The sequence below is a fragment of the Stenotrophomonas thermophila genome (genome assembly GCF_001499715.1).
Taxonomy (GTDB): Bacteria; Pseudomonadota; Gammaproteobacteria; order Xanthomonadales; family Xanthomonadaceae; genus Stenotrophomonas; species Stenotrophomonas hibiscicola.
Map to the genome: position 1 here is coordinate 19175 of NZ_CVIW01000029.1, position 14497 is coordinate 33671.

Genomic DNA, 14497 nt, shown 5'->3' on the forward strand with positions numbered 1-14497 from the left:
GAGCCATGCTCGGCTGCTCTTCGTTCAGATCGCGGCAAAGACTGAGTCGAGCATGGCTCGACTCTACAAACGCCAAGCAGGCTTACGCGGCAGCGGCCTGTTCGCGGCGCGGGCCTTCACGCAGGGCACGGCCGACCATCCCCACCAGCAGGTCCAGCTCCTCGCTGTCCATGCCGAAGTGCGGGGTGAAGCGCAGCGAGTTCTCGCCACCGTGGATCACGTTGATGCCGTGCTGGCGCAGCCATTCTTCGGTGGAATTGGCGCCGTAGCACTTGAACTGCGGCGCCAGCTCGCAGGAGAACAGCAGGCCGGTACCCTGCACCTTGGTGATCAGGCCGCCCAGCTCGTTCTTCAGCTGCTCCAGCTTGCGTACGGCTTCGGCGCCACGTTCGGCAATGTTGGCGCGCACCTGCGGGGTCAGCTGGGCCAGGGTGGCGCAGGCCACGTCCAGCGCACGCGGGTTGCTGGTCATGGTGTTGCCGTAGATGCCCTTGCGGTACAGCTGCGCGGCATGCTCGGTCACCGCCAGCACCGACAGCGGGTACTGCGCGGCGTTCAGCGCCTTCGAATAGGTTTCCATGTCCGGCGGGTCCAAGCCTTCGAAGCCCGGGTAATCGACCACCGAGAGCACGCCATGCGCGCGCAGGCCGGCCTGGATCGAGTCGAGCAGCAGCAGGCTGCCATGCGCACGGGTCAGTTCGCGGGCCACGGCGTAGAACGACGGCGGCACCGAGCGGCCCGGGTCGCCTTCGCCCATCACCGGCTCCAGGAACACCGCCTCGATGAACCACTGGTTGCGTGCGGCGTCCTCGAACACCTTGCGCAGGCCGGCCTCATCGTACGGCGCCACGGTGATCACCGAATCCTCGCCACGGTAGCTGGCCAGGTGCTGCATGTAGCTCTTGCGGCTGGAATCGGAATACAGGGCAGGGCGGTCGGTACGGCCATGGAAGCTGCCCTTGACCACCACGCGCTTGATCGCAGCGCCAGCGTGGCGCGCACCCGGGTCGGTCTGCAGCTTGGCGTTGACGTCGGCGATGCGCGCGGCCAGGCCGACCGCTTCGGAGCCGGAATTCAGGCACATGAAACGGGCGAATGGGCAGCCGCCACGGCGATGGCCGATCTCGGCGCGCAGGGCGGTGATGAAGCGCTGCTGCGACAGGCTGGGGGTCATGATGTTGGCCATCACCTGCGGGCGGGCCATTGCCTCCAACACGGCGTCCGGGGTGTGCCCGAAGCCGAGCATGCCGTAGCCGCCAGCGTCGTACAGCACGGCGCCCTTCAGGGTGACCACCCACGGGCCGCGCGCAGCCAGTGCCACGTACGGGGTCACCGCGTCATCGGCGTAGAAGTTGACGAAACCATCCTGCATCGCGTCGATCTGCGCCTGTTCGTCCTGCGCCAGCAGCGGCCCCAGGTCGGCCTGCACGCGCGCGAATTCCTCGGCGGCGGCGTCCACCGCGGCGATCAGCTGCGGGTGGTTGGCGGACAGGGCGGTCAGCGTGGCGTCGTCCAGGCCGGAGGTGAGGCGGGTGCCGGGCTGGGCGCGCAGGGGGGCGAGGCGTTCGATGAAGCTCATTGCAGATCTCCTGAAACAATGGGTCGCACGGGTCTTCAAAAGCAAAACGCGCGTCATCACGCGCGCTTGGGGCAGGCTCGTGCAGCGGACTTCCGGCTCGATGCTAGCACTTGTTTTTTTGCGCGATAACCCCGCAAAAGCCTGCTGCATAGCAGCATTTTACGCGACGTTCGCCGCGAAGCGCGCCGGCTCGCAGACGCTGGACGTACAATGCGCGCCATTGTCGACCTGTTGCCGCCCACTGCCTTGAAGAAGTCCGATTTCCATTACGACCTGCCGGCTGAACTGATAGCGCAGGCCCCGCTGGCCGAACGTTCCGCAAGCCGCCTGCTGCTGGTACCGCCGGCGCCCGATGCCTTCACCGATCTGCAGGTGCGCGACCTGCCGTCGCTGCTGCAGCCGGGCGACCTGCTGGTGTTCAACGACACCCGGGTGATCCCGGCGCGCCTGTTCGGGCAGAAGGCCAGCGGTGGCCGCGTGGAGATACTGATCGAGCGCCTGCTGGGCGGCCAGCAGGCACGTGCCCAGGTGGGCGCCAGCAAGTCACCGAAGGCCGGCAGCCGCATCGCGCTGGATGCCGGTGGTGAAGCCGAGGTGCTGGGCCGCGATGGCGAGTTCTACGTGCTGCAGTTCCATGTGCCGGAATCGCTGGAACAGTGGCTAATGCACGCCGGCCCCCTGCCGCTGCCGCCGTACATCCAGCGTGAGCCGGGCGTGGACGATCGCGAGCGCTACCAGACCGTGTTCGCGCGCGAAGTGGGCGCGGTGGCGGCACCGACCGCCGGCCTGCATTTCGACGAACCGCTGCTGGCCGCGCTGAAGGAGAAGGGCGTGGACTTCGGCCACGTCACCCTGCACGTGGGGGCGGGCACCTTCCAACCGGTGCGCGCCGATGACCTGAAGGACCACGTAATGCACCGCGAGTGGCTGAACGTCGGCGCCGAACTGGTGCAGCAGGTGCGGCGCACGCGCGCCGCCGGCGGCCGGGTGATCGGCGTCGGCACCACTGTGGTGCGCGCGCTGGAAAGTGCGATGCGCGATGGCGAGCTGCTGCCGTTTGCCGGTGAAACGCAGATCTTCATCACCCCGGGCTACCGCATCCGCAGCGTCGACGCGATGGTGACCAACTTCCACCTGCCGGAAAGCACCCTGCTGATGATGATTTCCGCGTTTGCCGGCAAGGAGCGGGTGTTCGAGGCCTACCGGCACGCGATCGAGCAGCGCTACCGCTTCTTCAGCTACGGCGACGCGATGCTGCTGTTCCCGCAGGCGGGGGTAGGGCGCTGACCTCTGCCTGCTTGTGGTGGGTGCGCACCGTTGGTGCGCACTTGCAGGTGCCTGGAGACCAGGAAAGCCACGCATGGCGTGGCTCTACTGCCCAGGTAGATCCACACCATGCGTGATGAATCCGGTAGCCCCGGCCATCCCGGGCAAACCGCTCCGCCGGGCATGGCCCGGCGCTACCGGAGCAGGGAGGGCGGTTTTGGGAGACAATGGGCAACTATTTGCCCGAATGACCGCTCCATGTCCCGATTGCAGTTCCAGCTCCAGACCCGCGACGGCCGTGCCCGCCGTGGCCGCCTGACCTTCCCGCGCGGCACGGTGGAAACGCCGGCCTTCATGCCGGTGGGGACCTATGGCTCGGTCAAGGGCATCCTGCCGGACCAGGTGCGTGCGCTGGGCGCCGAGATCATCCTCGGCAACACCTTCCACCTGTACCTGCGCCCGGGCCTGGACGTCATCGCCGACCACGGCGGCCTGCATGGCTTCTGCCGCTGGGATGGCCCGATCCTGACCGATTCGGGTGGTTTCCAGGTGTTCTCGCTGGCCCACCGCCGCAAGATCACCGAGCAGGGCGTGACCTTCGCCTCGCCCACCGATGGTGCCCGCGTGTTCCTGGGCCCGGAAGAGAGCATGAAGATCCAGAAGGTGCTCGATTCGGACGTGGTGATGATCTTCGACGAGTGCACCCCTTATCCGGCCACCGAGGATGTGGCGCGCCGCTCGATGGAGCTGAGCCTGCGCTGGGCCCAGCGCAGCCGCAACGCGCATGACCAGCTCGGCAACGACGCGGCCCTGTTCGGCATCGTCCAGGGCGGCGTGCACACCGATCTGCGCAGCCGTTCGGCCGAGGCCCTGCAGGCAATCGGCTTTGACGGCTATGCCATCGGCGGCCTGGCCGTGGGCGAGCCGGAGCACGAGCGCAACGCCATGCTCGACCACCTGGACCCGGAGCTGCCGGGCGACCGTCCGCGCTATCTGATGGGTGTGGGCCGGCCGGAGGACCTGGTCGAGGGTGTCGCACGTGGCGTGGACATGTTCGACTGCGTGATGCCGACCCGCAATGCGCGCAACGGCCACTATTTCACCTCGTTCGGCACCGTCCGCATCCGTAATTCCCAGTACGCGCGCGACATGGACCCGATCGAGCCGGGCTGCGGCTGCGTGGCCTGCACCGGTGGCTATACCCGTTCCTACCTGCGCCACCTGGACCGCTGCAACGAAATGCTGGCGCCGATGCTGGGCACCCTGCACAACCTGTTCTATTACGAAAAGCTCATGGCCGACATCCGTGCGGCCATCGAGGCGGGAACCTTCCTGGCCTTCCGTGAGTCTTTCTATGCGGCACGCGGGGCGGTGGCGCCGCCCCTCTAACCCGGACGCCCCCTGCCAAACGGCCCAAGGACGAACGCCCGGGGCCGTGGCATACTTCAAGGCTGACCCAGATCCGCGGTCGACACCTCGTGCCCGTGAAACGGCCGAAGCGCCGCCCAACCAAAGGACCAACGATGAACCTGCTTGCCTTCCTGATTCCCGCCGCCCACGCCCAGGCCGCCGGCGGCCAACCGCAGGGCATGGGCCTGACCACGCTGCTGTTCCCGGTCATCCTGATCGCCATCATGTACTTCCTGATGATCCGCCCGCAGATGAAGCGGCAGAAGGAGCACAAGGCCATGCTGGAGAAGATCAAGCGTGGCGATGAAGTGCTGACCAACGGCGGCATCGCCGGCATCGTCACCGACATCGGCGACAACTTCATCACCATTGAAGTGGCTGACAACGTGCGCATCCGCGTGCAGAAGGGTGCTGTCGGCAACGTGCTGCCGGCCGGTACCCTGAAGTCGGCCCAGTAAGCCACTCCCTTTCCGATGCACAACCGCGGCGCCGGGGATGGCGCCGCGCGGGACCCAAGCAATGCTCGAATTTCCACGCTGGAAGTACGTCGTCATCCTGATCGTACTGGCGCTCAGCGCGCTGTACGCGCTGCCCAACATCTACCAGAAGGACCCGGCCATCCAGATCACCGCCAACCGTGGCGGGCAGATCGACGATGCGCTGCGCGACCGTGTGCTGGCCGACCTGAAAAAGGCCGGCATCGCCACCATCGGTGCCGAAAAGGAAGGGGAAAGCCTGATCGTCCGCCTGTCGGACCTGAAGTCGCAGTCCGCCGCCAGCGACGTCCTGCGTGACACCGTCGGCGAGAAGTACACCGTGGCGCTGAACCTGGCTTCGACCGTGCCGGACTGGCTGGCCAACCTCGGCGGTCGCCCGATGGTGCTGGGCCTGGACCTGCAGGGCGGCGTGCATTTCGTGCTGCAGGTCGACCAGAAGGCTGCCCTCGACAAGCGCCTGGATGCCTATACCGAAGACGTGCGCAGCACGCTGCGCGACGCCCGCATTCCGTACCAGTCGGTGGAACGCCGTGCCGACAACAGCATCGTGGCCAACCTGAGTCCGTCCGCCGGCGACGACGCCGCGCAGCGTGCGCGCGCCGCCCTGGTGAAGGCGCAGCCGACGCTGGGCTATGACGTCAGTGGCAACCGCATCACGGTCACCGTGCCGGAGACCGAGATCACCCAGATCGCCAATGGCGCCATCGAGCAGAACATCAACACCCTGCGCAACCGTGTGAACCAGTTGGGCGTGGCCGAACCGATCATCCAGCGGCAGGGTGCAGACCGCGTGGTCGTGCAGCTGCCGGGTGTGCAGGACACCGCCGAAGCCAAGCGCATGATCGGCGCCACCGCCACCCTGGAGTACCGCGCGGTGGTCGAGGGCAATGCGCAGGACGCCATCAATTCCGGCCGCATCCCGCCGGAGGCGAAGGTGTACCAGCGTCGTGACGGCCTGGGCCCGGTGCTGCTGAACAAGCGCGTGATCGTCACCGGTGACCAGATGGTCGGCGCGCAGGCGGTGACCGATCCGAACAGTGGCTCTCCGGCCGTCAGCGTGACGCTGAACAATGTCGGCGGCCAGCGCATGTTCGACTTCACCAGCGCCAACGTGAACAAGCCGATGGCGGTGGTCTACACCGAGCGCGTGCCGACCGTGACCGTCGTCGACGGCCAGGAAGTGCGTGGCTTCAAGGTCAACGAGGAAGTGATCTCGGTGGCCAACATCAATGGTGTGTTCGGCAAGAACTTCCAGACCACCGGCCTGCAGAAGAAGGAAGCCGAGGACCTGGCCAAGCTGCTGAAGTCGGGTTCGCTGGCTGCGCCGATGGACTTCGTCGAAGAGCGCGTGGTCGGCCCGAGCCTGGGCGCCGAGAACGTCAAGAACGGCATGCGCGCGGTCGTGTTCGCATTCCTGTTCACCCTGGTGTTCTTCAGCATCTACTACCGCATGTTCGGTGTGATCACCTCGGCGGCAATGCTGTTCAACCTGCTGATCGTGGTGGCGGTGATGTCGCTGTTCGGCGCGACCATGACCCTGCCGGGCTTCGCCGGCCTGGCGTTGTCGGTCGGCCTGTCGGTGGACGCCAACGTGCTGATCAACGAGCGTATCCGAGAAGAGCTGCGTGCCGGCGTGCCGGGCAAGACCGCGATCGTGACCGGTTACGAGCGTGCTTCGGGCACCATCCTCGACGCCAACCTGACCGGCCTGATCGTCGGTGTGGCGCTGTTTGCATTCGGTACCGGTCCGCTGAAGGGCTTCGCGCTGACCATGATCATCGGTATTTTCGCCTCCATGTTCACCGCGATCACCGTGTCGCGTGCGCTGGCGACGCTGATCTACGGCCGCCGCAAGAAGCTCCAGAACGTGGCCATCTGACGGGACGACACGCACAATGAAACTGTTTCCGCTGCACATCCTCCCGAACGACACCAAGATCGACTTCATGCGCTGGCGCCATGTCGCCATGGCAGTCACCATCGTGGTGTTTCTGGCCTCGGTCGCCATCATCGGCATCAAGGGCTTCAACTACGCACTGGACTTCACCGGCGGCACCCTGATCGAAACGCGTTTCGAGAAGGCCGTGGACGTCGAGCAGGTCCGCGCCAAGCTGGAGCAGAACGGCTTCGACGGTGCCCAGGTGCAGAGCGTCGGTGGCAACACCGACCTGCTGATCCGCCTGGCGCCGCACGGCGAGCATGCGCCGGGCACCGGTGATGCCGCTGCCGAGGACAAGGCCACCGCCGCGGCCGTGGTGAAGGTGCTGTCCAGCGCCGACAACCAGGCCACGGTGATGAGTACCGCATTCGTCGGCCCGCAGATCGGCAAGGACCTGGCGAAGAATGGCCTGTACGCCACCATCTTCATGCTGGCCGGCTTCCTGATCTACATCGCGGTGCGCTTCGAATGGAAGTTCGCGGTCACCGCCAGCATCGTGGCGATGTTCGACCTGATCGTGACGGTCGCCTACGTGTCCCTGCTGGGCCGTGAGTTCGACCTGACCGTGCTGGCCGGCCTGCTGTCGGTGATGGGCTTTGCGATCAACGACATCATCGTGGTGTTCGACCGCGTCCGCGAGAACTTCCGCAGCCTGCGCGTGGACTCGATGGAAGTGCTGAACCGCTCGATCAACCAGACGCTGTCGCGTACGGTGATCACCGCGGTGATGTTCTTCCTGTCGGCGCTGGCGCTGTACATGTACGGCGGCAGCTCGATGGAAGGCCTGGCTGAGACGCACATGATCGGTGCAGTGATCGTGGTGTTGTCCTCGATCCTGGTGGCGGTGCCGATGCTGACGATCGGTTTCCTGCGCGTGAGCAAGCAGGACCTGCTGCCGAAGGCGAAGGACGTCGAGGCCCTGGCCCGTCGCCCGTAATCGCTTGCTGCACGCAGCACACAGAGAACCCCGCGCAAGCGGGGTTTTTTGTTGGCAGGGCTACGCCCTGCACCCGCGGTAGTGCCGGCCGCTGGCCGGCAACAGCAACAGCGTGCATTCCGTGGTTGGGCGGGACGGTGTCGGAGTGCGGGGACGCCGCAAGTACGTCCCTGTAGGCTTGGCAGCCGCATCCATGCGGCTGACACCCCGCACTCCGACACCGCCCCACCTTTGACAGATTCCTGCGGCTGTCGGTAGGTGTCGACCTTGGTCGACACATCTGTCAGATATCGAATGAATTCAACCGTTTCGACCAAGGTCGACACCTACCAAGGCCGCACGCCGTTCCAACAGATCGCGGAAATCTGTCGAAGGCGGGGTGGGGCCGGTTGAGGGGGCGTGAGCCGCATGGGCCCGAGGTATGCCTCGGGCGGGTTGGGCAGGACGCCCAACCCCGGTCTTGCCGTGTGCGCAGGAGTGCGCACACGAGCAAGCGGCGACCGAGCTTACATGGACGTACTTGCAGCGTCCGCCTCAACCGGACCCACCCCGGCATCCCTCAGTAGCCCGGCTTTTGACGTTGCTGTTGAGGTTGCCGGCCAGCGGCCGGCACTACCGCAGGTGCAGGGTGCAACCCTGCAAAGAAACCCCACCCTACGCCAGCGTCGGTTGTGCATTCGGCCCCCGCACACTACGATCCTGCGGTTCGCGCGCGCATGCGCGCACCCATATTCCTGCTGAGCGCCCCGCGCGCCGCATCTGCCAACCCGAGGTATCCATGGTCATCAAACCGCGTGTCCGCGGCTTCATCTGCGTCACTACCCACCCGACTGGCTGCGAGGCCGCGGTCAAGCAGCAGATCGACTACATCCGCGCCCGCCCGCCGATCCAGAACGGCCCCAAGCGCGTGCTGGTGATCGGCGCCTCCACCGGCTACGGCCTGGCCGCACGCATCACCGCCGCGTTCGGCAGTGGCGCGGCAACGCTGGGCATCTTCTTCGAACGCCCGGGCAGTGAATCCAAGCCGGGTACCGCCGGCTGGTACAACTCGGCTGCGTTCCACAAGTACGCCGACGAAGCCGGCCTGTACGCCAAGAGCATCAATGGCGATGCCTTCTCCGATGAAGTGAAGGCCAAGACCATCGAAATGATCAAGGCCGATCTGGGCCAGGTCGATCAGGTCGTCTACAGCCTGGCGGCGCCGCGCCGCAAGCACCCCAAGACCGGCGAGATCATCAGCTCCACGCTGAAGCCGATCGGCGAGCCGATCACCCTGCGTGGCCTGGATACCGACAAGGAAGTGATCACCGAGACCACTCTGCAGCCGGCCACGCCGGAAGAGATCGCCGGTACCGTTGCGGTGATGGGTGGCGAAGACTGGCAGATGTGGATCGACGCGCTGGCCGATGCCGGCGTGCTGGCCAACGGCTGCACCACCACCGCCTTCACCTACGTGGGCGAAGAGATCACCCAGGCCATCTACTGGAACGGCTCGATCGGCGCCGCCAAGAAGGACCTGGACAACAAGGTGCTCGGGCTGCGCGAGAAGCTGGCCAAGATCGGTGGCGACGCGCGCGTGTCGGTGCTGAAGGCCGTGGTGACCCAGGCCAGCTCGGCCATTCCGACCATGCCGCTGTACCTGTCGCTGCTGTTCAAGGTGATGAAGGAAAAGGGTACTCACGAAGGCTGCATCGAGCAGCTCGACGTGCTGTACGGCATCCTTTACGGCGGCAGGGCCGATGGCACGGCGGTCGACCGCCTGCGCCACGATCTGGTCGATGGCGATGGCCACACCGTTGCGCTGGTCGACGAGGAAGGCCGCCTGCGTGCCGACTACAAGGAAATGGCGGCGGACGTGCAGGGCAAGGTGGTCGCGCTGTGGCCGCAGGTGACCAACGAGAACCTGTACGAAATCAGCGACCTGGCCGGTTACAAGGCCGACTTCCTGCGCCTGTTCGGTTTTGGCGTGGAGGGCGTCGACTACGAGGCCGACGTCAATCCGGACGTGAAGATCGACAACCTGGTCGACATGACCTGATCAACGAAAAGGCCGGCGAAAGCCGGCCTCTTCGTTTGGTAGTGCCGGCCGCTGGCCGGCAACCCCGGGTACCAGAGGCTGCCGGTCAGCGGCCGGCACTACCCTCGGTCACCCGAATTCGAAACCCATCTCCGGCAACGCCGGGCCGACGAAATCGCCCTGCACGTAATCCACGCCGGCACTGAACAGCAGGGTCATCGAATTGGCGTCGCTGACGAACTCGGCGATGGTGCGGATACCGGCCTCCTGCGCGCGTGCGGTGATCTGGCTGATGCGATCGATGTTCTCGCGGGTGGCCGCCAGATCGCTGGTGAAACCGCGGTCCAGCTTGAGGAATTGCGGCTGGAAGTGGGCGAGCAGCTGGAACGAATCCAGTCCGGAACCGAACTGTTCCAGGCCGATGCGGCAGGCCAGGGGCGCCACTTCAGCAAGGAACTGCTGCGCACTGCGCAGGTGGGTGAACACCTTGGCTTCCGGCGCATGCAGCCACAGCCGTTCGCCGGGTACACCCTGCGCCTGCAGCTCGCGGCGCAGGGTGGCGATCATCTGCGGGTCATCGAACGATTCCGGCGTGACCTTCACCAGCACCTGGGTGGCATGACCCGCACGCGCGCGTTCACCCAGCACCGCGATCGCCTGCGAGACCACCCAGCGGTTGATGTCGGCCAGCAGCCCGTGTTCTTCGGCGATGCCCAGGAACGCGGTTGGGCTCAGCAGTTCGCCATTGTGTTCCAGGCGCAGGTAGGCCTCGTAAAGCTCCAGTGGCTCCCCCTGCAGGTTCAGCACCGGCTGGTAGTGCAGCTGGAAGCCGTCGCCAGCCAGCGCCTCGCGGATGCGGGCGACCCAGCGCAGCACGCGCTCTTCCTCGACCCGGTCGGCGGCGGCCGGGTCGAAGATGCGGCAGGTGTTGCCCAGTTCGGCGGCGGCCTGCGTGCATTCGCTCGCGCGTGCCAGCACCTGGCCGATGCTGGCGATCTTCTCGCCCACCTGCACGCCACCGATGCTGACCGTTACCGTGGCCGAACGCGCACCGATGCTGAAGACGTGTGCGGCGTAGGCTTCGCGGATGCGCTCGGCCAGCGCCACGGTCTGCGCGTAGGGCCCGGCCTGCAACACGGCGAAATTGTGTTCGCCGAAGCGGGCCAGTTGCGCGTCCGCGCCAACTACTTCGGCCAGCAGGCCGGCGAGGGCGCCGATCAGCGTGTCGGCCGAGGCCAGGCCGATGTCCGGCAGCAGGCGCGCATAGTGGTCCGGCTCGATCAGCAGCAGTCCGAACTGGCCCTCGCTGCGCCCGGCCTGGGCCACTGCACTTTCCAACTGCAGCATGAAGGTCGGTCGGTTGAGCAGGCCGGTCACCTGGTCACGCTGGCGCAGGTCCTCGACCTCGCGTGCCAACTCGGGATCGAACTCCATGCGGCGGCGGAGCACCACCTGCAGGCAGGATTCGCCCTCGTAGGTGGCGGCGGTGAATTCCATCGTCGCCGGGAACGCACTGCCATCCTGGTGGCGCGCGTCGAGCTGGTACTGCGGCGGCGGCGCTTCGCCGCGGCTGAGGCCCTTCAGCAGCTGCTTGAAGCCTTCCACGTGCTGCGCGGCAACCATGTCCAGCAGCGAGATGCCTTCGATATCGTCGAAATGCTCGTAACCGAACATCTCCAGGTAAGCGTCGTTGGCACGGATGTGCATGCCTTCATGCACGTAGGCGATGGGATCGCGCGAGGAGGCAATCAGCGCATCGCAGCGGCGCTCGGTCTCACGCATCTGCGCCTCGATGCGGCGCAGGCCACGCCGTGCCTGCAGGTCCACCCACTGGTCACGGACCACGGCCAGCAGGTGCTCGGAACGCTGGCGCAGGGCGAGGGCACGGATGCCATGGCTGCTGGCCTGTACCAGTTCGTCTTCGTCGATGCGCTCGGCCAGCAGTACCAGCGGAATATCCTTGCCGCTGGCGGCAATATGCTGGGCCACCAGCGGCAGCGGAATGCCCTGCGAAGGCGAGGCCAGCACCAGGTCGATGGCCTGGCTGGCCAGCACCTGGGCCAGCTCGGCAGCATCCTGCGGGCGCCACGGACGCACCGCGATGCCGCTGTTGCGCAGGGTGCTGACGATGGCTTCGGCATTCTCGCCGCTGTCATCGACGATCAGCAGGCGGATGGTGATGTCGTTCGCGTTCTGCATGCACTGCTCCCCAATCTGCGAATCTAGATACACGATGCGCGGCGAACCGTCCATGCGCGCACCCCTTGCGCGCAACGAACGGCGATGTGGTTCACACCACGCCACCGGCCGCGTGGCCGCTGGCCCAGGCCCACTGGAAGTTGTAGCCGCCCAGCCAGCCGGTCACATCCAGCACCTCGCCGACGAAATGCAGGCCGGGTACGCGCTTGGATTCCATTGTCGAGGACGACACCTCGGCGGTATCCACGCCGCCCAGGGTGACTTCGGCGGTGCGATAGCCCTCGGTGCCGCTGGCCACCAGCGGGAACGCGCCCAGCAGCTGCGCGGCCTGGCGCAGCACCGGCTCGTCCAGCTGACGCACCGGGCGGTCCGGCAGCCAGTGCTCGCACAGGCGCTGCCCCAGCCGCTTGGGCATCACGTCGCCCAGCACGGTGCGCAGCTCGGCGGCGGGCCGCTCGCGCTTCATCTGGCGCAGCCACTCGCCCGCATCCTGGCCCGGCAACAGGTCCAGCTCCAGCGCATCGCCGGGCTGCCAGAACGACGAAATCTGCAGGATCGCCGGGCCGCTCACGCCGCGGTGGGTCAGCAGCATGAAGTTCTGGAAGCGCTTGCCGTTGCAGCGTGCCTCGATCGGCAGGGCGACACCACTCAGATCGGCCAGCCGCTCCTGGTGCTTGCCGCTGAGCGTGAGCGGCACCAGTCCTGCGCGGGTCGGCAACACCTCGTGGCCGAACTGGCGGGCAATCTCGTAGCCGAAGCCGGTGGCGCCCATGCTCGGAATCGACAGGCCGCCGGTGGCCACCACCAGCGAGGCGCAGTGGAACAGGCCATGGGTGGTGTGCACGCGGAAACCATCGCTGCCGTGCTCGATGCGCTGCACGCTGCATTCGGTGCGGATCTGGGCACCGGCCGCCTGGCATTCGTCCACCAGCATCTTCACGATCTGCTTGGACGAGATGTCGCAGAACAGCTGGCCCAGTTCCTTTTCGTGATAGGCGATGCCGTGCTTGTTGACCAGCTCGATGAAGTGCCAGGGCGTGTAGCGTGCCAGCGCCGACTTGCAGAAGTGCGGGTTGGCCGACAGGAAGTTGGCTGGAGTGGTGCCGGTGTTGGTGAAGTTGCAGCGGCCACCGCCGGACATCAGGATCTTCTTGCCGACCTTGTTGGCATGGTCGATCACCTGCACCTGGCGGCCGCGCTGGCCAGCCGTGATCGCGGTCATCAGCCCGGCCGCGCCGGCGCCGATGACCACCACGTCGCAGCGGATCGTGCTCATGCCTTGGCGCGCTTGCGCCAGTTCGGGATCACGTCGAGCTGCATCTGATCGTTGAGCAGCTGCACTTCACCGTCCTGGATCAGCACGCTCCAGCGCATCGCGCGCTGGATCTGCTGGCCCCACAGTTCGACGAAGGCACCATCGAGGTCAACCACCGACAGGTTGTCGAAGCGCGCCAGGCCCTTGCCCTGCTTGCCCCACCAGATCTCCGAGGCGTTGCCGCCGTAATTGACCACCTGCACCTGTCGGCTGCGGTTGCTGGCCTTGCGGATGCGGGATTCGTCGGGATGGCCCAAGTCGATCCATTGCAGGATGTCGCCGGTGTAGTCGTGTTCCCACAGGTCCGGCTCATCGTCGGTACTGAGGCCGCGGCCGAATTCCAGGCGGTCGCCGGCGTTCAGCGCGAAGGCGAGCAGGCGCACCATCAATCGTTCGTCGGTCTCGGACGGGTGCTGGGCCAGGGTCAGGTTGTGGGTCGCGTAGTAGCCGCGATCCATGTCGCTGATCTGCAGTTCGGCCTTGCGGATGGTGGCGGTAAGAGCCATGGGGGATCCGTGGGACTAAAGACGTCAATGATAGAGGTTTGCTCCAAGGGTGTCCGTTGCCGGGCTGTCTGCGCAGCGTCAACGGTGGCACTCTTGGCGCTCTTTCCCGTGGCCGGAATGGACGCCATGACCCTGCCCAGCCACCTGCAGCTGCCCCCCGGCCACTGGCCCAGCCTGCTCGATGGCCTGTGCGCGCGCTTCCCGCGCATCGACCGTGCGCAATGGCAGGACCGCTTCGCCCGGGGCCGTGTGCAGGATGCGCAGGGCAAGGCACTGGCGCCGGACATGCCTTGGCAGGTGGGGCTGGAAATCCAGTACTTCCGCGAGGTCGCCGACGAGCCGGTGATTCCCTTCGCCGAGACCATCCTGCATCTGGATGCGTACCTGCTGGTGGCCGACAAGCCGCACTTCCTGCCGGTAACGCCGGCCGGTGGGTATGTGTGCGAAACCCTGCTGTCGCGCCTGGTCGCACGCACCGGCAACACCGAACTGGCGCCGTTGCACCGCCTGGACCGGCTGACCGCCGGCCTGGTGCTGTTCTCGACCCAGGCGGCCACGCGCGATGCCTATCAGCGGCTGTTCCGCGAGCGGCGCATCGAGAAGACCTATGAGGCGCTGGCACCGGCGCTGCCCGGGCTGGCGTTTCCGTTGCAGCGGGACAGCCGTCTGGTGCCGGGGGAGCCGTTCTTCCGCATGGTCGAAGTGCCGGGCGAGCCAAATGCGCGCAGCCTGATCGAGCCGATCGAGGCCGAAGGGTCGGTCTGGCGCTACCGGCTGAAGCCGGAAACCGGTCGCAAGCATCAGCTGCGCGTGCATATGGCGATGCTGGGCG

11 protein-coding genes are annotated in these 14497 nt (G+C 66.4%); 7 read left to right on the forward strand and 4 right to left on the reverse strand.

What is annotated here, in order from left to right:
- Positions 1 to 82: 82 nt before the first annotated feature.
- Positions 83 to 1579, reverse strand: coding sequence for an aminotransferase class III-fold pyridoxal phosphate-dependent enzyme (locus BN1263_RS13335; RefSeq protein WP_019661257.1), 1497 nt, complete (start codon positions 1577 to 1579; stop codon positions 83 to 85).
- A 210-nt stretch (positions 1580 to 1789) separates the two neighbouring features.
- Between BN1263_RS13335 and queA the strand changes: the two genes are divergently transcribed.
- The 6 genes from queA (at position 1790) to fabV (ending at position 9666) form a co-directional block, all read left to right on the forward strand.
- Positions 1790 to 2866, forward strand: a complete 1077-nt coding sequence (gene queA / locus BN1263_RS13340) for a tRNA preQ1(34) S-adenosylmethionine ribosyltransferase-isomerase QueA (RefSeq protein WP_058981760.1) — start codon at positions 1790 to 1792, stop codon at positions 2864 to 2866.
- A 237-nt stretch (positions 2867 to 3103) separates the two neighbouring features.
- A complete protein-coding gene (tgt, locus tag BN1263_RS13345) occupies positions 3104 to 4234 on the forward strand; it encodes a tRNA guanosine(34) transglycosylase Tgt (protein ID WP_058981762.1) in 1131 nt (376 codons plus the stop codon).
- Positions 4235 to 4368: 134 nt separating this feature from the next.
- Positions 4369 to 4713 carry a preprotein translocase subunit YajC gene (gene yajC, locus BN1263_RS13350; protein WP_005409257.1) on the forward strand — a complete coding sequence of 115 codons (345 nt, stop codon included), beginning with the start codon at positions 4369 to 4371 and terminating at the stop codon, positions 4711 to 4713.
- A 61-nt stretch (positions 4714 to 4774) separates the two neighbouring features.
- On the forward strand, positions 4775 to 6631 hold the full coding sequence (gene secD / locus BN1263_RS13355; RefSeq protein ID WP_058981764.1) for a protein translocase subunit SecD: 1857 nt from the start codon (positions 4775 to 4777) through the stop codon (positions 6629 to 6631).
- Positions 6632 to 6647: 16 nt separating this feature from the next.
- Positions 6648 to 7628, forward strand: coding sequence for a protein translocase subunit SecF (gene secF / locus BN1263_RS13360; RefSeq protein WP_058981767.1), 981 nt, complete (start codon positions 6648 to 6650; stop codon positions 7626 to 7628).
- A gap of 778 nt (positions 7629 to 8406) precedes the next feature.
- Complete coding sequence (fabV, locus tag BN1263_RS13365; RefSeq protein ID WP_058981768.1) at positions 8407 to 9666, forward strand: enoyl-ACP reductase FabV; 1260 nt, start codon at positions 8407 to 8409, stop codon at positions 9664 to 9666.
- A 108-nt stretch (positions 9667 to 9774) separates the two neighbouring features.
- On the opposite strand, the gene BN1263_RS13370 is transcribed toward fabV, so the two are convergent.
- From BN1263_RS13370 to BN1263_RS13380, 3 genes are all read right to left on the reverse strand, one after another.
- A complete protein-coding gene (locus tag BN1263_RS13370; RefSeq protein ID WP_058981773.1) occupies positions 9775 to 11844 on the reverse strand; it encodes an EAL domain-containing response regulator in 2070 nt (689 codons plus the stop codon).
- Between the two features lie 91 nt (positions 11845 to 11935).
- Positions 11936 to 13120 carry a BaiN/RdsA family NAD(P)/FAD-dependent oxidoreductase gene (locus BN1263_RS13375; RefSeq protein WP_058981769.1) on the reverse strand — a complete coding sequence of 395 codons (1185 nt, stop codon included), beginning with the start codon at positions 13118 to 13120 and terminating at the stop codon, positions 11936 to 11938.
- Complete coding sequence (locus BN1263_RS13380) at positions 13117 to 13665, reverse strand: YaeQ family protein (RefSeq protein ID WP_058981770.1); 549 nt, start codon at positions 13663 to 13665, stop codon at positions 13117 to 13119. The genes BN1263_RS13375 and BN1263_RS13380 overlap by 4 nt, the downstream gene beginning before the upstream one ends.
- Positions 13666 to 13791: 126 nt before the next feature.
- On the opposite strand from BN1263_RS13380, the gene BN1263_RS13385 reads away from it, so the two are divergent.
- Positions 13792 to 14497, forward strand: a 706-nt coding sequence (locus BN1263_RS13385; RefSeq protein WP_058981771.1) for a pseudouridine synthase, incomplete at its 3' end; no start/stop codon positions are given.